This window comes from Ureaplasma miroungigenitalium (assembly GCF_025780085.1).
Classification (GTDB): domain Bacteria; phylum Bacillota_I; class Bacilli_A; order Mycoplasmatales; family Mycoplasmoidaceae; genus Ureaplasma; species Ureaplasma miroungigenitalium.
The window spans coordinates 143,432-166,363 of sequence record NZ_JAOXHL010000001.1; the positions used below are offsets into that span (position 1 = coordinate 143,432).

Below are 22,932 nucleotides of genomic sequence, written 5' to 3' on the forward strand. Positions count from 1 at the left end.
CCCTACCTATTTATTAAAATAACCTAATAAACCGTGAGCACGTTGATCAACGGTTCAAATTAAGCCATCCGTATTTGTATTTTCATAAATATAAAAGTCTGCGATGAACGCAATTAATACAGCGATTCCGACTAAAAAAATGAAAATAAAAATTGAAAAAATTATTCATCCGGCAAGATGCTTTTTCGTAGCTGGATCTCTGTTGTACGAATAATTCTGTTTAGCTTTTGGTTTGTTTACATTTTGACTCATAAAAACTCCTTAATAACCTATATACATCGTATTAATCAATTTCGTCTAAAAAATGTATATACTATATTATTTGATTTTAACACAATCATTAGTTTTTAAAAAATTAATCAACATATTTACTAGATATATTTTTCCGATTAATATCGGCATTTTATGCATTTTTAATGTCAGATAATCAACTTCTCGTCTCTTAAGAAACAAAAAAAAGAAAAAGCGGATTTCTTTTTCTTTTTTAGATATTCATTGGAGGTATTTTTTAGTTTTCTTGTTTTTGTTTTGTTTCAAAAACAACAACACTTGGTCTTTCGTGTAAATATGATTTGGCTTTGGACATTGCTACAATAGTGTCGTGTCCTAGGAATTCAACACCATTATTTGAATATCCCGTTTCAAATAATGATACAAGTTCTTCGCTGCCTTTAGGGTCTTGTTTTAACATATTAAAATCACTCATCACAAAGCATAGTCTTTCATTTGATTTTAATGTGTTTGCAATATTTGGAATATAAACATTTTTGAAAACTAATTGTTTATTGGTTTGTAATTCATTAATTATATTTTGGATATCTGTTGATTCTTTAATACTTGTATGGCATATTTGTTCATCAAAGAATGATAAATTAGCTGGTTTATAACGTAATCCGTTAGCAGGGTTTTGCAGTTCTTCATCAGATTTAATGTAATCTTTGCTAGCAGTATCGGGTTCATAACTAAAGGTATTGTGTTCAGTTAATTGAATTAATTGAAAATCAGCAATTATTTCAACTAGTTTTTCTGCATATTTTTCTTGAGTGTATTTTCCGTTATCAAATTGAACATTAGAAATGAAAATATCTACATGGTCATTGTCCACAATTTTATATGTTAAAACAGAATTTAAATTAACATCACTATCTACTTGACCTAATTTTAATGTCTTGTCTGTAGTCATTAAACCACCTATTGTGTGGAAGGTTTCCACTGGGCGTGCTTCTATAAATTTAGCATATAGTTCATTTATCATTGTTGCATAACCACTATCAAGTGTTTCTAAACTAATGTTGTTTTTATTATTGGCAAATAATTGTGCAATCTCTTGAGCCAATGCTTTAGCTGCCGCAATTTCTTGGTCATTTGTTTGTGGTTTAGCTTTTAATTCAGCCATTTTTTTGTTTATCAGTAATAACTGTTCAGTGATTGCTATATGTGATGATAGACGTTTAATTGCTAGTTTGCTTGTTTGTGAATTAGTTACTTCGTTTTCAGCAATTTGGTAAACATTAGTCAGATTAGTCTTTAAACTATTCTTAAATGTTTCATCTTCTAAAGTATCTAATTGGGTTTGTAAGGCTGTATATTTTTGCGTTAAATCTTCATATTCTTTTGGTTTATGTTGTTTGAAGTGGCGTTGTAAAATCGACTTTTCTAATATTTTAGAAGTTTGCTTGTCGTAAGTAATCGTATATTTAACAATGATTTCAGAACCTTCTTTCGCCGCACTAATGAACTTAAAATCATTAATCTCTGGATTAGAGTATTCAAAAATAATATCATTCTCTGTAATAACTTCTGGGACATCTTCAAAGTAAACATTATCTTGATTAACAAACTTAACTGTTGTGTTTTGATTAAATTTATCTCATTCCATTGGTTTTGGGTTGTAAGGTTCAGGTTCATCTTCACTAACTTGTTTAAAAACTGAACTACTGATTTTAATAGTTAAATCACTTGATTTTTGTCCATTTTTTTCTAGTTGATAAACAACTATATAATTTTGATCATCTTTATTAATATTTTGAATATGAAGAAGTACACCAGGTGGTACAACAGTGTCTAGTGCTTCTTTTTCAGTGATTGCATCCGCAAATAACGTATTACTGGCATCATGGTAACTAATAACTACTTGTTGATTTAATGCTTGAAAGTCAATTTGTTCTACTTCTGTAGATTTAAATCCATCCTTGGAAATTAGATAATTGAAATCTTCTGATACTTGTTGATTTTTTTCTAAATGATAAATCACTTTTAAACCATCAGGTGTTTTAACAACTTTTTTGATTGTATAGTTAAATGATTCATCTGCTAATTCCACGATTACATCGTTTATGACAAAATCATTAAATGTATCAAAAACAATTTGATCAGCATTTTTATAACTCATTTTTATTGTCGTTTTGGCTGGGGTAAAATTAATAACCTTCGCATTTTCCTCATCGATAATAGTTTGATGCGCTACATATTGTTGAATTTCTTCTTCCATGGCTTTCATGGCAGCTTGTATTTTTAATGCTTTCGTTTTTTCGTTTGTCTCATTAATTTGTTCAACTAAAGCCTTGTGGTGTTCGATGATTTGGTTAATCTTTTCGCTATATTTATGATTTACATATTTTGTTGTATATTCTACACACAACTTGTTGAAATCAAATAACGATATGTTTGTTTCTGGTTTGCAGGCTACTAGGACACTGGCCATAGCACTTGCACCGATTAAGCCCACTAAACCAAAAGCTAAAACACGCTTATTTTTCTTCATAATATCTCCTTAACAAATTTCTAAATAATATTTTATTTTAATCTATATCCCTGTAAATATATGTAATAGTGCATCGAAAAAAACTTTTTGTTTGTTTTTTAAAAAATAAATAGCATAAAAAAACTAAGCACGAAGCTTAGTTTTTGTTTGTTTGATAAAAATTAATGATGATTTTCTTCTGTTTCGTGGTGTTTTGAAATTAATTCGAAACGTTCTTTTTTTGTTACATAGCCTGCTAATTTTTGGTAAACCTTTTGGTTATCTTCTTTTTGAGCATCCATAATTTCTTGTGGAGTAACAACTAAGAAGTCCATTGAATAAGCGTCTTCATCATGCAATAAGTAATCGATGTGTCCCAGTTGTTCATGAACATTTAAACGTGGTTTAGTAATCAATACTAAAACTGATGTAAAGGCAAAAGCATAAGCTGCTGCTAAAGCGACTGCTCCAATTTGTAATCCAAATAAAATACCATATTCGTCACGTGGTGAATCAATTACACTATAGATAATTGTTGGGTTAACAGCTTTAGCTGCGAAAGCACCGATTAAGATTGAACCAGTTACTCCCCCCATACCGTGGACAGCTCACACTTCTAGTGAGTCGTCAATTTTTGAATGGTGCATCAGACGCGCGCATCCATAACAAATGACACTAGCTGCGAAACCGATCACTGGGGCACTTCAAATTGGTACATATCCAGCAGCTGGAGTAATTGTTGCTAATCCTGCAATAGCTCCAGTTACAATCCCAACAGAACTTGGTTTGTGTTTCTTTGTGAAGATTGTTTCAAAAATCATTCACATTACCATGGCAGTTCCCATGGCAATAATTGTATTAATTCATGATGATGTAGCTACTGTGGTAGTGGCTGCGTCTGTTTTTTGGAAAGCAGAACCACCCACATTGAAACCAAATCAACCTAGGAATAATAGAGTTGCTCCAATAATTGTCATTGGAATGTTGTTTTGTTTAACTTTTTCGTTTTTTAATGTATAACGTTTACCTAATACAAACGCCGCTGCTAAGGCACCGAATCCAGCTGTTACGTGGATCACAATTCCTCCCGCGAAGTCTAAAACTCCAGCTTCAGCTAAGAATCCTTGACCTCAAATTCAGTGTGCGAATGGAATGTAAATTAAGTATTGTCATAGCACTAAGAAAATTAAATAGTTTTTAAATTTCATACGGTCTGCGAAAGCCCCAACCATTAAAGGTGGTGTAATAATCGCAAATGCTAATTGGTAAGCAAAGTATAAAATCAATGGTACTCCATTTGTGAAATTAGCAAATACTAATCCCACAGGGCCTTGTCAGCCACCTGCAAATAGCAAGTTTCTGAAAGCGAAGTATGTTGAAGGATCTCCGATGATCCCTTTTCCAACTGAAGGACCAAACGCTAAGCTAAAGCCCCCAAAAATTCAAATCAATGTTGTAATTCCTAATGACGCTACACATTGATTAATAATTGTTAAAGTCGATTTACGACGAACTAAACCCCCGTAAAATAACCCTAATGCTGGTGTCATTAATAATACAAATACAATTGCTAAACTTGCTAATAAGGTATTTGTGGCATTAAAACCAACTGCTTCTAATGCTTCTTGTGAAGCGTTAGCTGAGATGTACGTTAAATTATGAATAACGTGCTGTGCGCCTTCGTTTCATTGATAACTATTTGACACTTCAATCACCAACCTTTAGATTTTCTTTATGTCATTTAGAGAACATAATTAATGTGCTCGTTCTTCTTTGTGTTTTAATTCCACGTGGTTTTGTTTGTTTAATACAATAATGTTATCAGCTACACCAAAGACAGCTTCTCAACGTTTGTTATCAGCTACCATCTTTTCAGCTAATTCTTTTTCTGTTGGTAAGACAAAGTCAAATGAGTAAGCATCTTCACCGTGAAGCATGTAATCAATGTGTCCTAATTGTTGACGAACACTTAGACGTGGTTTAGTAATTAAAACAAGTAATGCAGTAAAGGCAAAAGCATAAGCTGCTGCTAAAGCGACTGCTCCAATTTGTAATCCAAATAAAATACCATATTCGTCACGTGGTGAATCAATTACACTATAGATAATTGATGGGTTAACAGCTTTAGCTGCGAAAGCACCGATTAAGATTGAACCAGTTACTCCCCCCATACCGTGGACAGCTCACACTTCTAGTGAGTCATCAATTTTTGAATGGTGCATCATACGTGCACATCCATAACAAATAATACTTGCAGCTAAACCAATTACTGGTGCACTTCAAATTGGAACAAATCCTGCTGCTGGGGTAATAGTTGCTAACCCTGCGATTGCTCCAGTTACAATACCGACTGAAGTTGGTTTGTGTTTCTTTGTGAAGATTGTTTCAAAAATCATTCACATTACCATGGCAGTTCCCATAGCAATAATTGTGTTAATTCATGATGATGTGGCAACAGTTCATGTGGCTGCATCAGTTTTTTGGAAAGCAGAACCACCAACGTTGAATCCGAATCATCCAAAGAATAACAATGTTGCTCCAATAATTGTCATTGGAATGTTGTGCGGACGGTTTTTGTCAGTTTTTAAAATGTATCGTTTACCAAGAACAACAGAAGCAGCTAAAGCTCCGAATCCAGCTGTTACGTGGATCACAATTCCTCCCGCAAAGTCTAATACTCCTGCTTGTGCAAGGAATCCTTGACCTCAAATTCAGTGTGCAAATGGAATATAAATTAAATATTGTCATAGCACTAAGAAAATTAAGTAGTTTTTAAATTTCATACGGTCTGCAAAAGCCCCAACCATTAATGGTGGCGTAATAATTGCAAACGCTAATTGGTATGCGAAGAATAAAATCAATGGCACACCGTTTGTGAAATTAGCAAATACTAATCCCACAGGGCCTTGTCAGCCATCTGCAAATAGTAAGTTTCTAAACGCAAAATATGCAGATGGATCTCCGATAATACCCTTGCCCACTGAAGGGCCGAAAGCTAAACTAAAGCCTCCGAAAATTCAAATCAATGTTGTGATTCCTAACGAAGCAACGCATTGATTAATAATGGTTAACGTAGATTTTCGACGTACTAACCCACCATAGAATAATCCTAGAGCGGGTGTCATTAGTAAAACAAAAACAATTGCTAGACTCGCTAGTAGTGTGTTTGTTGAGCTATACCCCACTGCTGCTAATGCTTCTTTATCAGCGAAAGCATTTACAAAGGATAATTCATGACTGGAGAAGAAAATCTCTTTATCAACACCTAAAGTCATTATTTTTTACCTCTTTTATCTTTTTATAATATTATGGAATACATAATACTCCTTTATTATATATAAAAGCCGGTTTTAAAACATATATATTTACGTGTTTTTCGCTTCTTTGAGCATTAATAAATAATGACTATAACGAAATTCTTGAATTTCTTGATTTTCGACAGCTTTTTTGACTGCACAATCAGGTTCGCTTAAATGCAAACAATCTTGAAATTTACACGCTAAACTAAGTAAAGCAAAATCTTTAAAACTACCTGCTAGTTCTTGTGGAGTGAAAATCGATAAATCTAAACTAGAATACCCGGGTGTATCTACAATAAAAGCATCATTAAAACGAATTAATTTGGTTGCTGTCGTTGTATTCTTACCTCTTTGTAAACTTAATGAAACAGCTTGCGTTTTTTGTTGTTCTTCATCTAATAATTTGTTAATCAAAGTAGATTTACCCACACCTGACTGACCAACTAGACAAAAAACATGATCTTTAATAAGGGTATGTAAATGGTCGACATCCTCTTGTTTTTGTAAATTAACAACAGTATATTTATCTTTTTTATATTGAGCCATAATTTCGTCAGCTTCTGTATGGTCTGTTAGTAAATCGTATTTACTGAAAGCTAAAACTACTTCACAAACTTTTTGTGATTCATAATACGCTATTAATTTGTTCAATTGATAAAGACTAATAAACGGAGAAACAAAAGCAGTGACAATGACAACGATATCTACATTAGCAATTCGCGGGCGAATTAAGGCATTTGTACGAGGATAAAAATCAGTAATCACAAATTGGTTGTCTTGTTCTTGAACTTCAACTTCATCCCCTACTAAAGGTTTGTGTTTCTTATTTTCATATTTAAATATACCTTTAATTAAGGCATTAGCTAATAATTGTTTTTCATAAATATAAATCTGAAATGATGATTTGACTAGTTGTGTTATTTTGGCGCGCATTGCATACTTCCTTTTATAAAAACCATACTAAGATAAAAGCTAATAAAGCTAATCCAGTTAAAATAAGGGTACAGATTAAAATCATTAAGTGTAAAAACCACGGATGGTCTGTGGTTTTTATTTTATTTAAACGGCGCAAGTCATTGTATAAAATGAGATCGCTTTTATGTGTGGGCATGGCATTTGTATTAATTGGTAATTTGTTAGTTAAAAAATCATGTACCTGTTGGGTTGTGATTTGGGGCTGATTTTTAACTTGATAATTACTTAATAATTCTTGAATCAATAAATCAATATCTTTTTTAATTAAGGGGTTGATTGTAGTTGGTGATAAAGAATCAAAACGTCATCAACTTTTTAAATACGCAACGTCTTGTTTCGGGTAATTTTTAAAACGATTGTAATCTAAAGGATCTGTCCCTGTTAAAAGCTCGTAATAAATCACAGCTAAAGAGTGTAAATCATAATTAGGGTTAAATAATTCTAATGGTTGTTGTTTATGATTAACGGTTACTAATTTAGGCGAAGCATATAAAATCGTACATTTTAGTTCGTCATCAGAGGTTAGTGTTTTGGTGTCATAAACAACACTACTTGCACCATAATCAATAATCTTAATTTTAGTTAGTGAGTGGTTAACAAGAATGTTTTCTGGTTTTAGGTCCCGGTGAATTAATTGGGGTGTATTGTGGTGAAAAAAGAACAACACACTAGCAATTTGTTGCACAATCAGTTTAGCTTTTGAGGGTGTTAAAAGAATGTTTTGATCTAAATACTCACGTAAACTAATGCCATCAAAATACTCTAAAAGCATACAAAGATAAGTTTTTTGTTCAATCTGACAGTCAAAATTAGCATAATATTTGATTAAATAATCTTGAGCCGGATCTTCTGCTCGTTTTAACATATTAAAAATTCTAATTTCATCACGGATGACGTTTTTTTGGGTATCATCGTCCGTTGTAATAATTTTCAAAACTTGCAACTGGTCAGTATCTGAGGCTTTTACCAAATAAATTTGGCTAAAACCACCGTTCGCAATATGTTTAATTACTTGGTATGATTTTTGGGTATTGGGATCAATGACATACGCTTGATTGTTTAATAATAAATCCATAATTATAAATTCACGTAATAAGCAAAAGAAATGTTATCTAAAGATTGGTTGTCTAAAACAGTTTTTAAAAGTATGTCACGGATTTTTTTATCATCTGATTCTTTGATCAGATAATCATGTAATAAAGTAAGTTCGTAATATGGATAAAAGCCATCTGAGGCTAGCAAAATAATGTCGTTAGGTAGTAGTTCTTGAACATAAAAATCATATGTTAAAGCCACATTGGAAGTCCGTCCAATATACTGTGTCAAACTATATAAATTTTTTTCGTATTTTTTAAATAAACTAGGGTCAGCATTCATTTGTTTTAATCGATTCAAAACATTGTGATCATAGCCAATTTGAATATATGAATTGCTTTTTAAAAGATAAGCTCGTGAGTCACCAATATTCATTATATAAGCGTGTTTATCAATAATGATGCATAGCACTAGGGTTGTAGCCATATGATAGGCTTTAGTATCAATATTTGCTTGTTGAGTAATCTTTTTTTGTGCTTCATGAATTAAATCGATTAATCATGTACGTAAATTGGTTTCTCGTGCTTGCAAATCAGTGCTAGTTGTTTGCGTTTCTTCATCGTTCTTATTTAATTTTAAATTAGCACAATCGGTTTGTAAAAATGCATCACGAATAGTTTCTAAAACTATACAGCTAGCTGTACTTGAACCATCATAACCCCCCAAACCATCGCAGACAATTAAAAGCGTTTGCGCAAATTCATTATTAACAACGGTTGCTACATCATCATTGTGGTCTCGATGTGAGCCAATATCACTTAAAAAATTACTTTTTACCATACTCTTGCCTACTTTTTAAAAATATTTTGTTTTTGCAAACATGTTGCAGTATCTGAAAACGCATTGTTTTGACGAATAACTATTTGGTTTGCAAATATACTAACTAAATTATACAAATGTTTAGTCATTACTTTACTAGTTGTTGCATTTTCGTAGTTAATTAAATTAATATAATATTTTTGATTTTCTATAAATTTTTTTAGTTGTTTCAAATCTTCTACGCTATCATTTTTTGTTTTGATCAAAAAATAATACAGATTAATCGCATTTCTTGAATCAAGTGATAATGCTTGCATATTTTGCATCATCTTTTGCTTATTTAAAACTAAATGAGGGAATCATTGTGAACACACATCAGGGTTAATTGTATAAACCTTAAATAAGATGTCAATCATTAACGTTTTAGCTGTTCACACTTCATAATCAAAATTTCATCCATTAGTTAATCAATTGATTTTGCGTTTACCAATATTAAAACCATCAGGGTCGTTAAAACGTTGCACCAAGTATACGAAATTTTCTAAATCCAATTGATTAATAAAATATGTATCTAAATATAGATGTTGAATCTTTTTGTTTAAAGTTTGTTGTAAAACTATCAAGCTGTGTAATAATTCACTGTTAGTTCACTCTTGTTGAATACCTTGGCAATGAGCACAAGAAATAGCACAATTCTTGTTCAAACTAACATATCAAGCTAATTGGTTGTTCTGTAAATTAACTGTGCAATATAATGTTGATAAGTTAACTTGTATTGCATAATAAATTAAGTCACCCACTACTTTTTCAGCTTTAATATTCACATTATCAAAAATAAATGTTTCTTTTAGTCAAAGTTGATTTTCTTTACTAATATTGTGCATTTGTGTAAAGTCTAAAACATTTTTTTCATAAACCCATTGATACACTTGTTTGGCTAGGAATTTTGGTTTTTGATGTATTTGGCAAATTGCTTGTAAAGCTTTTAAATCAAGGTTAAAAAAATAATCAGTCATCTAGAAACGTAATTCCTTTTTTAAAATAGCTTCTAGTGTATGAGCAGCATTTTTCGGATCATCGTTAATAATGTTATATTGATAAATGTGTTTAATCGCCATTTCTTTTTCAGCTTTTTGTAAACGTTGATTAATTACTTCTCTTGTTTCGGTATTTCTAAAAAGTAAACGACGTTCTAATTCTTTTAAACTTGGTGGCAGAATAAAAATTGATAAAAGATCATCGTTTTTAAATAATTCTAAAACTTGTAAAGCACCAACTACTTCAATTTCAAGTAGTACATTTTTGCCATCATTACGTAGACGTTCAACTTCTTTTTTTAATGTTCCGTAACGATTGTTAACAAACTCAGCTCATTCAATTAATTCGTTATTTGCAATGGCTTGGTTAAAGTCTTCTGGACTGACAAAATAATAGTCTACACCATTCACCTCACCTGGACGTTGAGCTCGTGTAGTCATTGAAATGGAATACGTTAAATTTAATGATTGTTTATTAAAAATTTGATCTAAAATAGTTTTTTTACCGACTCCACTTGGTCCTGAGAAAACAATAATTTTACCTTTATGCATTTAAAACTCCTTTTAGTGATATGAACTTATTTTATATATTATAAGTAAAACCACATGCCATTGAAAACAATTAAGATAATAAACAACTATTTTTTCTAAAAAATGTGCTAAAAATTTTCATTTTTAACTCCAAGTGTGTTGTTTATTTTTTCAAACTTGCAGAAAAAAGGTAAAAAACGTTAAAATATTAAGCATGTTGATTAAAGAGGAAAAAATATGTCAGAAAAATGTCACTTAAGTCCGCTAGAATGCGAGTCAATTGGTTTAAATCATGATAGTCACAGTTTATGAGAGCAAGAGCACATTTGCCGGGTAATTTTAAAACACCAGCATCATAAATGTTGCATTACCAAATATAAAACTATTTACCAGTTGGTTGAAAAACATAACTTACCGCTTACTAAGTTAATTAAATTATTTGACAATACGAACATTTCTGGATATTATAAATGATTAAAATTAGAATACCCAGATGGTCAATATTGTTTAAAAAACCGTAATAAGGAATGCATTAAAAAAATTTATGATAACCATGCTAAACATATTGGTTGCCGAAAAATTGCTAGTATTTTAAAAGAACAATACAACATTAAATTAAATTACAAAACAATTAATCAGTATATGAATGCCATGTGTTTAACAAGAGCACAAAAAAATCATTCACATAAGTAATGACCGATAGACTAATTACTTTACAAACGCGTTGTCTCAAAGAGAAAATTCCCTTAATGCGTGAACAAACAATTAAATACATTATTGAGCAAATGAATCAACACAAGGTCACTAGTTATTTAGAAATTGGTACAGCCTATGGATATAGTGCTTTGAGTGTTAAAACATTTGTACCAACACTAGCAACACTAGTTACTCTTGAAAAAGATGAAACCCGTGTACAAATTGCTCATAGTTATTTACAAGACCTACCAGGCGTACAACTTGTTCACACAGACTGTTTTGTTTACGAACCAGAGCAATTGTTTGATGTCATCGTCTTAGATGGCCCTAAAGGACAACAAATCACGTTGTTTGAAAAATACATTAAGTTCTTAAAACCACAAGGACAAATGTTCATTGATAATTTGTTTCTAAAAGCTTTACGCGAACAAACTCAACCCACAAAAAACCAAACCAAATTATTAATGAAGGTGGATGCCTTTGTTGATTATTTGCAAAAACTCACTGATTATCATTTCACCATGCTTGACATTGACGATGGTTTAGGAATTATTACTAAAAAATAACAGTCATAGCTGTTATTTTTTCTTTCCCTTAATCTGTATTTAATAAAAAAACAGCCAAAAAGCTGTTATTTTTAGTTATTGTTGATGTAAGTAGACTTGTTTCTTTAAGTATTTAATCCGTAGTTTTGTATTCACAATTAAGGCTTGTACACAAGCTTGTTGTTTTAGTGAATATTGAGCTACTGGGGTACTCTTTAGTTTTTTCAAACTATTTTTTAATTGTTTGTAAGTACATTTATAGTCAACATAAGTTTTTAATAATCGTCGATATTTAATGAATTTAATAATTTCTGAGACCATGAAGACGACAAACACAAATAAGAATGGTAAAACATTAAATCATGTATATTCGCCAGTGTATAAAGGGTGGACACTAAAGACACTATTAATTTTAGGGACATAAACTAATATAAACATCATCGCAAACGATATACTAATCGTCATAAAGACATATTTTAATTCTTTGAATGAATCAATGAAGATTGAATGGTTTACCTTTAAAATCGCGGCATTAAATGACAACATTAAACCCATGAACATGAATGATAAAGATGAACCTGATCAAACTGCATGTAGGATTTCAGGGAACGTATAAGTTGATGGCACAATGAATGATGTCGTATGTTCAAAGTTGTGTTCTCAAAGATTAAAGTTAGCGAATAAATAACGCATATGCATTAAATCGAAATTATTTAACGCACCCCCAACACCTAAGTAAAATAGAAGAATCGAACTGAACCCAATAAATAAACCAGTGAAAATAATTTGCAACCACATACGTCACGTTAAAATCGGTGCTGATTTTGATAGGGGTTGATTTTTCATTAAATTAATATTGGTAAAGTTTAAACCTAAGGCAATCCCTGGTAAGGTTTCAGAAACAATATTAATTCACAATACTTGTAAACTACTCATTGGTGACATATTTAAAATAATTAAACCAAAGAATAAAGAAATTAATCCGGATAAGTTAGTAATTAATAATAAGATAATCACACGTTTAATGGCATCCATAATTAACCGACCCATTTTAACCGCTCGAACAATTGTCTTAAAATTATCATCAATTAGAATCATGTTAGCTGCTTGTTTAGAAACTTCAGTTCCCATAATCCCCATTGCACACCCAATGTCAGCGGCTTTTAATGCTGGCGCATCATTCACCCCATCACCGGTCATTGCGACAACTTTATCATGTTTCTTTCAAGCATTAACAATTCGGATTTTATCGCTCGGAGAAACCCGAGCATAAACTGAATAATCATTAATTGTAGCGCTTAATGTTTCATCATCCATAGCTTGTAATTCCAAGCCACTGATGGTTTTTTGATCACCCTCCAGAATATGCATCTGACGGGCAATCGCACTAGCTGTTTGAATATGATCACCAGTAATCATAATCGGACGAATACCAGCTTCTTTAGCAATATCAATCGCGTGGATAGCTTCTGGTCGAGGTGGGTCAATCATCCCAATTAAACCAATACATTCTAAGTTTTGTTCTACAGTTAAATGATCTTGTTCTTCATTTCATTCCTTTAAAGGAGTAAAGCATACAGCTAAAACCCGTAGAGCTTGGTTTGCCATCTTCGCATTAGCTACTCATAATTCATCGTCCATGCGCGTTTTTGTTCTCTGACTAACCATTTCAATAGCACCTTTGGTTACTAAATAAAACTGGTTATTATGTTTAACAACAACACTCATCATTTTTCGATCAGAATCAAAAGGATATTCAAAAATCCGTTCAAATTGTTGATCTAAAATATTTTCGTCCAGCCCATATTTTTCATAAGCTTGTAGAATGGCAATTTCGGTTGGATCACCTAAATAAACGATGTTATTCAAATCCTCATCATTAACAGTGGCATTATTAACGACCACAGCTTTTTGCATTAAATCAAAAGCTTTTTTATTTGCATTATATGTTTGTAAGCCTGTTTCATGAGTATAAAAATGCGTAATCGTCATTTTGTTTTGGGTTAATGTCCCTGTCTTATCTGAACAAATCACATTTGCTGAACCCAATGTTTCAACAGCCGATAACTGTTTAATCAGCGCGTTTTTCTTACTCATTTGTTTTACACCAAACGATAAGATAATCGTTACAATCGCCACTAAACCTTCAGGAATAGCTGCAAATGATAATGAAATAGCTAGAATTACCGCACTAGCTCAATTAGTTTTTCAATCGCCCCCACCCACTAAATAAACATACATAATTAAAACAACGATACATAACACACTCGCAAAACCACCAATAATTTTTGATAGTTTATTAATTTTTTGTTGCAAAGGCGTTTTTTCGTCTTTTTGTTTGTTAATTAAGTTGGCAATGGTTCCAATTTCTGTTTGCATCCCCGTTTGTACAACAACTGCTTTCGCTGTTCCGTTAATTACATTCGTTGAAGCAAAAATTTTATTTTTTTGGTCGCCAATCCCTGCATCAGCAGCAATGATTGCGTCATCGTCCTTTTTAGCAGGTAGTGATTCACCAGTTAAAACAGCTTCATCAACTTCTAATGAAGAACTACGTAATAAAATAGCATCAGCTGCCACGTTATCACCCGCTTCAACTACTAATAAATCACCGACAACGACATCTTGAGCACTAATTTGTATAGTCTCGCCGTTCCGAATAACCCGCGCATGCGGTGATGTTAATTTACTTAAGGCTTCACTTTCTTTTTCGGCTTTAGTTTCTTGATAAACACCAAAGCTGGCATTTAATAATAAAATAAAACAAATAACACCAAATTCTACATATGATGTAATTAACTCGATGGTATCATCTGCTGGACGGACAATAGCTAATACTAATGTGATAATTCCAGCAATGGCCAATAACAAGACCATTGGGTCTAAAAATTGTTTTAAAAATTTAATAAAAATGTTTGTTTTCTTTTTTTTCTCGATGACATTCGCCCCGTATTTTTGACGATGAGCTAAAACCTGCTCATTATTAAGTCCGTTTTCGGGATCTGTTTGCTGAATATCATAGTCCCAAATGAGGGGCTCTTTTTCTCTTTTTCGTTTCACTTAAAATTCTCCTTAATTAATATATTTTACTTAATAATCAATTAAAATTCAAATTAATACATAAACCTTTATAATAGTATATTAGATATATATAATGAGGTAATTAAGCAATGCTAAACAATTTTATTAGTATTTTACATAAAGCAAGTGAATCAGTTGAACAACTTTCAGCACAACTTAATTCATTAAAAATTGGTTTAAGTATCGGAATTGTTTTATTTTTAATCGCTGGTTTAATTATTGGTTTCTTTGTTTCAACAAAGGTTATGAAACGCCAATTAAAGAAGAATCCACCGATTTCAAAAGATACAATTCGTATGATTTATTCACAAGTTGGGCGTAAACCAACAGAAGCTCAAGTTAACGAAATCTTTAATCGTGCCAATAAAAACCAAAGATAATGCCTGTTGTTTTTCTTAAATCTGCAAGCAAAAAAGAGGAATGAATTGACGATCAAAAAGATGAAGTATGTCTAATTGGTCGATCTAATGTCGGTAAATCTTCTTTAATTAATGCTTTAGCTAATCAAAAAATCGCTAAAACTTCAAATACCCCTGGGCGAACACAATTAGTCAATTTTTTTGACTTTAATAGTTTCCGTTTAGTCGATTTACCCGGTTACGGATTCGCACGTGTCAATAAACAACGTAAAGATGAGTTAACGTTTATGATTGAACAATATTTAACTCAGAGAACGAATTTAAAGGCCGTTTTTCAAATTTGTGATTTAAACGTCTTAACGGATTTAGATGCTGAAATGTCTAAATTCTTCGAAAAACAACCATATCGTCATTTTTTAGTGCTTAATAAGGCTGATAAGGCTAATAAATCTTATTTTACTAATAAACAAAAACAAATTGTTGACATGTTTCAAGTTCCCGCTGACCGCATTATTTTAGTTTCAGCGAAGAATAAAACTAACGTTGATTTCTTTCTACGATTAATGAAATCAGTGACTCGAGCCTAATGGAATCTAATATAAGCTGTGCTTATATTTTTTTTATTTATGTAAAACAAAAAAACAAAACCGAACATTTGGTTTTGTTTTTTATTTTTGCATTATCGCTTTTTTCTGTTTATAAAAACGTTTTAGTTCATTTGATCATTTTATTTCATGAAAATCAACTTGGTAATCAGCATGTTTTTCAACACTCAAGAACACCATAGCAATATGGTTGTGGGTTTTCTCATCAATCGTAATCTGATAGTCTAAATAACGTTTGGAATTAGTTGTATTATATAAACCTTGATAATTTAGATAATAGAAATTTAAAACATTACTTTCTTGATCGTAGACATTCAGTAAATAATACTGATCAGGTTGGTCATAAACCAAGACTAATAAATTATGTTTTTCAAAAAAATTGGGACTAAATTGGTTGTTTAGTCGTTTTTGTACACCTTGAATATGTATTTCAGGATTAACATCATAAGATTTTCAATGCTGGCTAAATTGGTAGTAATCATTGTAATTATCAAGCACTTTAAATTGATAATTACTCTTATGAGTTTGCAAAGTAATAGCTTGGTCAACACTTAACCCTAAAAAAGCGTTTCATTCGGGGTTTTGGTATTTTTTAATTTCATTAATGGTTTCGTTTAAATAATTCTCATTTTTATTTGTCACCGAAATCACAATCGAAGCAATCGAAACAATGGCAAAAGCGCTCGAAAAAACAGTCGCCTTAATAATCTTATTAATTCGTCTGCGTTTATTTAAATAATGCGTATGAATGTTTTGTTTTGCTTCTGGATTACTCATAATTAAATTTCTTCTTCGAAGTTTGTTGCTACTCACTGCACGTCATCATCGTCATCACAACTGTTAATAAAACGTACAAGTTTTTCTTTTTGTTGGTCATCTAAACCGATATAATCGTCAGGAACTCATTTAATATCAGCGCTCATGTATACCAGTTGTGCATCGTCTAATAAAGTTTTGGCTTGCACAAAATGTTCTTTACTTACTTTGACTTCATAAATGTCATCAATTAGTGCTAAATCAATTAAATCAACTTCTAACAGCGTTTCAATAATTTGATCTTCTGTCGCATCTTTTTTGGCAATTAAGAAAATAGCATATTCGTTAAAACTCATTGCTACTGAGTTAGGTTTAGCTAGACTTGCGTTTAATTTTGATAAATACCCGCGAATCGCACTAATAGTCCGGTTTTCATTGTCTGTTAAACAGTGAATCATAATAGCTAAACCGTTAGGACCAAAAGCTTCGTAGTGTAATTCTACTAAATTTTCTTGATCTTTATTAGCTCCCTCAATATTTCGTTGAATACTATCACGGCTTAAGTTGTTTGATAAAGCTCGGTTAATAGCTGCTTTTAAACGGGGGTTAGCTTCCGGATTTGGTCCACCCACTTTTGTTGCTGCCTTAATTTCTTTGGCACACTTCATTCATATCTTGGCTTGTTGTTGTTGTTTTTTATTAATTCCGCTGGCAATTAAATGTTTACGTGGCATAATTAACTCCTCTGTCTTAAAATATGATCTTTTTGATATTGAAATAATAAATCTCTTTGTTGCATATATAACTTATTATATATGTCTGCTGTGTAAATAGTAACTTGATTATCTAAAATTAAATGATAATCGATCTCTGCAAAAAACTGACCTAAATCTTGATAGTTCGTAATGTCTTGGAAATTATTTGCTTGCAGTGTTTTTAAGAAGTTCTGAGCAGCCTTAATCATAATCTGATAAACTTCATACTTAATAAACTTATTACCCACAAACGAATCGATAGTGACATATGCTGAGGGAATATTTTGATCAACAAATAACACTTTAAAACTAATATCTAAACGGTTCGGATCATCATCGCGTATAACATTTTGAATATGATAAACGCTTCGCACACTGTAACGAAATTGTTCTAAATCACATTGTTGGTTCATTAAATAATTCATAAAAAAGTCTGGCTGTACAATTTGCAAATGATCCGAATCAACATGGATATAACTTTGGATTTTGTTTTTTAAATGAAATTGCACACTGCTAACAATTTCTTGCTGTTGTTTTTGGTAATTGGCTATATCTTTATGAATTTGAATTTGAATTTTTTGACGCGCTAAAAATAATGCGTTATGGTTCAAGCGCTCCAAAACATCTGGTTCGATTTGTTCTAATTTTGCATTGGATTCTTGAGCTTTTAACGCCTTCATTTTATTATTAACGATTTTTGTTTCTAAACCTGCAACGACGTCTTGAGCTAAAGCTAAATACGTTTTATATGTCATGTTATATGGAATCACTAATGAACACGAGCTAGTTAATGCAAGCAGCCCGAGACTAGGTAAACCCAAGGATAACAATCATCGTTTTTTAGTGTTTTTGTTTTGTTTAACCATATGTATATAATTATAAAAAATAAACCCTCTACGGAGTTTATTATTTTGAAAATAATGACGTTGCTTCGAACATACCAAACGGTGTGAAGTAAATTTTGGATACGGCCAGCGAAATAATGAAGCCGACAAAGACACACAAAATAGAGAATAATAATCAGTCGATAAACTTTAAAGAAAAGTTTCGGTAACGTGTACGCGCATAACGCGGATTATAACTTCGAGCTTCCATGGCATTAGCTAAGTCCTCAGCTTTTTTAAAGGCTATTGAAAATAACGGTACGACTAACGCGACTAGGGATTTAATTTTTTGGGCAAAGCCACCATTTTTGAAATCCACCCCACGAGATGCTTGGGCATTTAAAATCCGTTTAGATTCATCAAGTAATGAAGGAATAAAACGAATAGCAATGGAAATCATCATTGAAGCTTCTGTTACTGGTAAACGCAAGATTTTGAACGGTGTTAACAAGTCTTCTAATCCATTTGTTAATTCAATAGAAGTGGTTGTCGATGTTAAAATCGAAGCTAAAACAATCATCAAGAAAATTTTAATGGCAATATATAGGGCTAATTGAATAGCTACTGGTGATAAAGCTACACTTGATCGTGTATATAAAATCATAGTGTTTGTTAGTCCTAGTTGTTCCTTAGATTGACTTAAAGCTAAACCAAAATGTTTTAGAACCACTATGTTTGCTGGATCAGTAGGATCAACTACTGGTAATTTAAAATTCGAAATACTCATTCAGTATGCTAGTTCAGCATATTTTAATTCTGGATGCAAGGCATTTGGAGGTAGGTTACCAAACGTATTTAAAAAGTTATCCTTAATTTGTCCATCTTCTAAACTATTAAAACTGCTTGCTATTTTTTTATAAAATTCTTGTTCATTTAATTCGTTAATTTTTAGGAATTGATCGAAATCAAAATCCTTTGATAAAAAGAAACTAGGATTTAAATAAGTACGAATTTCTCCACCTCAAATTGGCGAAATCAAATTATCAACTTGGTGTGAAGTATCAAAGTGGTGAATACCCCCTACGTATAAACCAGGTGATTTGACTCATTCTAAATTCCCAAAAACCACACTATGTTGGGAAACATTAAAAATGGCAATAGGATCTTTATAGGTCATCCAGTTAATCAGTAAGAGTAAGAAGAATAAGAACAGAACGGATTTAAAAATATTTCATAACATTCGTCCTGGTAATTTAGCGACAAAGAAAATAATTAAAACAAATGCTCCGATAAAAAATTGAGCAAAGAAACCCAATGGTAAAAAAACCATTGCAATTAATAATAAGAAGGCAATAAATTTCATCGCTGGATTTAAACGATGAATTACTGAGTGACGAAAGACATAGGCATTTGAACTCATCTTTTATTTTCCTTTCTTTTGCTTAATTTGCACAATCGCATCCGCTAATTCTTCAATAGTCTTGGGAGCGATAGTTAAGAGTTCATCAAAGGATGAATCAAGTGCTCTTAACTGGTTAATTGTAGAAATCACTTTCGGTGGTTCAATTGACGTTTTTTGCATCAGTTCTAGATCACTAAAGATTTCATAGGCTGATCCGTTACGTATAATTTCACCTTCATGCATAACAATTACTTCATCGGCAATTTCTAAAACATGATCCATCGTATGAGTAATCACAAAAACGGTTTTATTCTCTTTTTTCGCATCAAGAATGATTTGCATCATTTCCATTTCACCAACCGGATCTAAACCAGCTGTTGGTTCATCAAAAATCAACATATCGGTTTCAATAGCAAGAATTCCTGCGATGGCTACACGCCGTTTTTGTCCACCAGATAAACCGAATGGTGAATATTCTAAGTATTCATCACTTAAACCTAGTTTGTTTAAGTACTTCTTAGCTCTTTGTTTCGCTTCTTGTTTTTTTACTCCAAAATTCATTGGACCAAACATAATATCTTGTTCAATAGTGTGTTTAAACAATTGATATTCTGGGAACTGGAACACAAAACCTACTTTTTTTCGTATTTTTTTATATTGTCGTAACTTAGAAGTTAATTTGTAATTAGTTTTAATATTAGGTAATGAACGAACTTCAAAATCTCTTAGTTGTTCAAACGACAAGGTGTTTGGAATTTCTAAATTACTATCCTCATCAATCCGGATTACAGCAATATTGGCTACATTGTTTAAATGATAATTGCGTGTGAAGTTTAAATCTTTAATGAAACGGATTGATTTCACTTTGCGTTTAAACGCTCCTTCAAAAAGAATACGTGCAATCTTTTTGTTGACTTGTTTAGTAAATAACACAAGGAAGTTTCAATCATCTAGTTTGTAATTTCATAATTGGTTGTTAATCACATTATCTTTTTTGTCAATAACACCTAGCAAATGATTACTAATATTGTAATAATCCCCAGCTACAATGTCATCCACCATAATGTATCCATACTTAGACATTAATAGCCCATTAAAATGGGTCACTAAGGTTGATTTACCTGAACCTGAATTCCCGATAATGCAGTAAATTTTATTTTTAGCAAAGTCAAAACTAACATTATTTAAAGCAACGAATTGGTTCTCTTTGTTTTCGTCATAAACACCGTATAGATTTTTTACGCTGACACTAACATCAGGGTTGGGGGTACGAATTATTTTTGGCATATTCTTTTAATCAACTCCTTGTTGTTTAGTGTTAAATCAACATTCAAACCACCTTGTTTAAGGAGTTTGGATAATTTTAAAGTAAACGGTATATCTAAGTTCATCGCTTTTAGTTTTTCTTCGTTTTCAAAAACATCTTGTGGTTTACCAACGAATTGCACCTCGCCCGCTTTCATAACGATTACTTTATCTGCATTAATTACTTCTTCCATGTCATGTGTAATTGAAATAATAGTTTTTTTAGCCACATCTCGTAGACCAATCATTAGATCTTTTAATTCACGCTTACCTTTTGGGTCAAGCATTGATGTTGATTCATCAAAGATAATTACGGATGGGTTAATAGCTAAAACAGAAGCAATCGCAACCCGTTGCTTTTGTCCGCCTGATAATTCTAATGATTCACGTTTTAATAAATCATAAACACCAGCGGCCTTGGCTGCCTCAGCAATAATATCTCACATTTGGTGAGGTGGTACTTTTCGATTTTCTAAACCAAAAGCTATATCATCTTCTGCTGTAATCCCGACGAATTGGTTATCTGGATTTTGGAAAACAATTCCAATGTTGTTTCTTAAAAACTTTAAATTAACCTCATTGATCTCGATTCCGAATAATTTAATAGCACCAGAAGCGGGTTTTAATAATCCTGTTAGGACTTTACTAATAGTTGACTTCCCTGAACCATTATGACCGATAATACAAACATATTCATTTTGGTTAATTTCAAAAGAAACATCTTTTAAAATAACACGATCCTCATTATATGAGAAAAAAACGTTTTCGAAACTAACTGCTGTTTCGGAATCGTGAACTAAATTATCGATGTCCTTGAATTTAATCGTGTTGTTTGTGTTGTCTACCATAAATTTTCCTTTATTCATAAGAGTACATTTATTATAATTATATAATTATAATAAAAATAAAAACAAGGGGAGAACTTGTTTTTATTTTTTTTATTGAAATAGTCTTAATTATTTGGAATTAAAACTTTAACTCCGGCTCCCATTGTTGGTGAAATAGTAATATTTTGAATGTATTGCCCTTTCACTGTTGATGGTTTACGTGAACGAATTAAAGTTAATAATGCTAATGCATTTTCTTTAATTTTTTCTGCATCAAATGATACTTTACCGATGTTTAAATGAATGTTTCCATAAGTATCTGTACGGTATTCCAGACGACCTTTTTTAAATTCTTTAACAGTTTTTAAAACATCAGTCGTAACTGTTCCAATTTTAGGGTTAGGCATTAATCCACGAGGACCTAAAACTTTACCTAAACGTGCTAATTTTGGCATTACTTTTGGATCTGTAATAATTACATCAATGTCGTTTAACATTTTTTCAATATTTTGAATGTAATCAGTTCCACCGAAGTAGTTTGCTCCAGCTGCTTTAGCATCTTCTGCGCTCACATCTTCAGATAATAATAGAATTCTTACATCTTTTCCATTTCCGTGAGGTAATGAAATTGATCCACGTAATTGTTGTTCAACTTTTGTTGTGTCTAAATTTAATTTAATAGCAATATTCATTGAACCATCAAATTTTGTAATTGATTTAGCTTTTGCTAAAGCAATCGCTTCTTCTAATGAATAAGCTTTATTCTTATCAAAGCCTTCGTAAACGGCTTTTAGTTTTTTAGTTAATTTACTCATAATCGTTTACTCCTTGTCAGCTTTATAAGGACTATATCCTTCAATTTTAATTCCCATTTGTTTAGCAGAACCAGCTACCATACGTAAAGCAGTTTCTTCATCGTAAGCAGTCATGTCAACTAATTTATAACGTGCAATTTCTAAAGCTTGTTCTTTAGTAATTGTTGCTACAACTTGTTTTTTAGGGTCTTTAGCACCAGATTGAATTTTTGCTGCTTCTTTAAGCAAGTATGATACTGGCGTTGTTTTAACTTCAAAGTCAAATGATTTATCTTTGTAAGCAGTAATCACAACAGGAATTACTTTCCCGTTTTGATCTTTTGTTTTGTCATTAAAAGCTCTTGTAAATTCTGCCATGTTAATTCCGACAGAAGCAAGGGCTGGACCTGGTTTAGCTTGGCCACCAATTAAGTTTAATTTTGCGATTCTTGTAATTTCTTTTTTCTTTTTCACTACAGCCACACGCAACACCTCTTTATTCTTTCTATATAAAATATTTAGTATTCGCTACGTGGTTTAACGA

General features: G+C 31.8%; 22 protein-coding genes. 4 read left to right on the plus strand and 18 right to left on the minus strand.

Annotation, left to right across the window (positions count from 1 at the left end; all coding sequences use genetic code 4):
* Nucleotides 1–6 precede the first annotated feature (6 nt).
* The 9 genes from OF376_RS00455 to gmk all read right to left on the minus strand — a co-directional run bounded on the left by OF376_RS00455 (nt 7) and on the right by gmk (nt 10,460).
* On the minus strand, nt 7–252 hold the full coding sequence (locus OF376_RS00455; RefSeq protein ID WP_263821591.1) for a hypothetical protein: 246 nt from the start codon (nt 250–252) through the stop codon (nt 7–9).
* A 256-nt stretch (nt 253–508) separates the two neighbouring features.
* The gene (locus OF376_RS00460; protein ID WP_263821592.1) at nt 509–2,764 is read right to left on the minus strand and encodes a hypothetical protein; all 2,256 of its coding nucleotides are present in this window, start codon (nt 2,762–2,764) and stop codon (nt 509–511) included.
* Between the two features lie 161 nt (nt 2,765–2,925).
* The gene (locus OF376_RS00465; RefSeq protein WP_416906734.1) at nt 2,926–4,455 is read right to left on the minus strand and encodes an ammonium transporter; all 1,530 of its coding nucleotides are present in this window, start codon (nt 4,453–4,455) and stop codon (nt 2,926–2,928) included.
* A gap of 42 nt (nt 4,456–4,497) precedes the next feature.
* Entirely contained in the window at nt 4,498–6,018 is a 1,521-nt protein-coding gene (locus OF376_RS00470) for an ammonium transporter (protein WP_263821593.1), read from the minus strand.
* A gap of 90 nt (nt 6,019–6,108) precedes the next feature.
* The gene (gene rsgA, locus OF376_RS00475) at nt 6,109–6,975 is read right to left on the minus strand and encodes a ribosome small subunit-dependent GTPase A (protein ID WP_263821594.1); all 867 of its coding nucleotides are present in this window, start codon (nt 6,973–6,975) and stop codon (nt 6,109–6,111) included.
* Nucleotides 6,976–6,988: 13 nt separating this feature from the next.
* Nucleotides 6,989–8,092, minus strand: a complete 1,104-nt coding sequence (locus OF376_RS00480; protein ID WP_263821595.1) for a protein kinase domain-containing protein — start codon at nt 8,090–8,092, stop codon at nt 6,989–6,991.
* A 2-nt stretch (nt 8,093–8,094) separates the two neighbouring features.
* Nucleotides 8,095–8,892, minus strand: coding sequence for a PP2C family protein-serine/threonine phosphatase (locus tag OF376_RS00485; RefSeq protein ID WP_263821596.1), 798 nt, complete (start codon nt 8,890–8,892; stop codon nt 8,095–8,097).
* An 8-nt stretch (nt 8,893–8,900) separates the two neighbouring features.
* Nucleotides 8,901–9,887: a hypothetical protein gene (locus OF376_RS00490; protein WP_263821597.1), complete on the minus strand. Its 987-nt coding sequence runs from the start codon at nt 9,885–9,887 to the stop codon at nt 8,901–8,903.
* Nucleotides 9,888–10,460 (minus strand): guanylate kinase, encoded by a 573-nt coding sequence (gene gmk / locus OF376_RS00495; RefSeq protein ID WP_263821598.1) that lies wholly within the window; start codon nt 10,458–10,460, stop codon nt 9,888–9,890.
* Nucleotides 10,461–10,676: 216 nt separating this feature from the next.
* Between gmk and OF376_RS00500 the strand changes: the two genes are divergently transcribed.
* Together OF376_RS00500 and OF376_RS00505 are read left to right on the plus strand one after the other, a co-directional pair.
* Nucleotides 10,677–11,132: a transposase gene (locus tag OF376_RS00500; RefSeq protein WP_263821599.1), complete on the plus strand. Its 456-nt coding sequence runs from the start codon at nt 10,677–10,679 to the stop codon at nt 11,130–11,132.
* Entirely contained in the window at nt 11,132–11,701 is a 570-nt protein-coding gene (locus tag OF376_RS00505; RefSeq protein WP_263821600.1) for an O-methyltransferase, read from the plus strand. Before OF376_RS00500 ends, OF376_RS00505 begins: the two co-directional genes overlap by 1 nt.
* A 75-nt stretch (nt 11,702–11,776) precedes the next feature.
* On the opposite strand, the gene OF376_RS00510 is transcribed toward OF376_RS00505, so the two are convergent.
* Nucleotides 11,777–14,740, minus strand: a complete 2,964-nt coding sequence (locus OF376_RS00510) for a cation-translocating P-type ATPase (protein WP_263821601.1) — start codon at nt 14,738–14,740, stop codon at nt 11,777–11,779.
* Nucleotides 14,741–14,850: 110 nt separating this feature from the next.
* Between OF376_RS00510 and OF376_RS00515 the strand changes: the two genes are divergently transcribed.
* Nucleotides 14,851–15,141 carry a YneF family protein gene (locus OF376_RS00515; RefSeq protein WP_263817812.1) on the plus strand — a complete coding sequence of 97 codons (291 nt, stop codon included), beginning with the start codon at nt 14,851–14,853 and terminating at the stop codon, nt 15,139–15,141.
* Nucleotides 15,141–15,707, plus strand: coding sequence for a ribosome biogenesis GTP-binding protein YihA/YsxC (yihA, locus tag OF376_RS00520; protein WP_318031919.1), 567 nt, complete (start codon nt 15,141–15,143; stop codon nt 15,705–15,707). Before OF376_RS00515 ends, yihA begins: the two co-directional genes overlap by 1 nt.
* 81 nt (nt 15,708–15,788) lie before the next feature.
* Here the strand turns inward: yihA and OF376_RS00525 are convergent, their stop codons facing one another.
* The 8 genes from OF376_RS00525 to rplK form a co-directional block, all read right to left on the minus strand.
* Nucleotides 15,789–16,502 (minus strand): hypothetical protein, encoded by a 714-nt coding sequence (locus OF376_RS00525; RefSeq protein WP_263821602.1) that lies wholly within the window; start codon nt 16,500–16,502, stop codon nt 15,789–15,791.
* Nucleotides 16,503–16,504: 2 nt separating this feature from the next.
* Nucleotides 16,505–17,215 carry a YebC/PmpR family DNA-binding transcriptional regulator gene (locus tag OF376_RS00530; RefSeq protein WP_263821603.1) on the minus strand — a complete coding sequence of 237 codons (711 nt, stop codon included), beginning with the start codon at nt 17,213–17,215 and terminating at the stop codon, nt 16,505–16,507.
* A 2-nt stretch (nt 17,216–17,217) separates the two neighbouring features.
* Complete coding sequence (locus tag OF376_RS00535; RefSeq protein ID WP_263821604.1) at nt 17,218–18,102, minus strand: hypothetical protein; 885 nt, start codon at nt 18,100–18,102, stop codon at nt 17,218–17,220.
* A gap of 40 nt (nt 18,103–18,142) precedes the next feature.
* Nucleotides 18,143–19,480, minus strand: coding sequence for an energy-coupling factor transporter transmembrane component T family protein (locus OF376_RS00540; protein ID WP_263821605.1), 1,338 nt, complete (start codon nt 19,478–19,480; stop codon nt 18,143–18,145).
* A gap of 3 nt (nt 19,481–19,483) precedes the next feature.
* Nucleotides 19,484–20,749, minus strand: coding sequence for an ATP-binding cassette domain-containing protein (locus tag OF376_RS00545; RefSeq protein WP_263821606.1), 1,266 nt, complete (start codon nt 20,747–20,749; stop codon nt 19,484–19,486).
* Nucleotides 20,737–21,615, minus strand: a complete 879-nt coding sequence (locus tag OF376_RS00550) for an energy-coupling factor transporter ATPase (protein ID WP_263821607.1) — start codon at nt 21,613–21,615, stop codon at nt 20,737–20,739. Before OF376_RS00550 ends, OF376_RS00545 begins: the two co-directional genes overlap by 13 nt.
* A 104-nt stretch (nt 21,616–21,719) precedes the next feature.
* A complete protein-coding gene (rplA, locus tag OF376_RS00555; protein ID WP_263821608.1) occupies nt 21,720–22,409 on the minus strand; it encodes a 50S ribosomal protein L1 in 690 nt (229 codons plus the stop codon).
* Between the two features lie 6 nt (nt 22,410–22,415).
* The gene (gene rplK, locus OF376_RS00560; protein ID WP_318031934.1) at nt 22,416–22,862 is read right to left on the minus strand and encodes a 50S ribosomal protein L11; all 447 of its coding nucleotides are present in this window, start codon (nt 22,860–22,862) and stop codon (nt 22,416–22,418) included.
* Nucleotides 22,863–22,932: the final 70 nt, after the last annotated feature.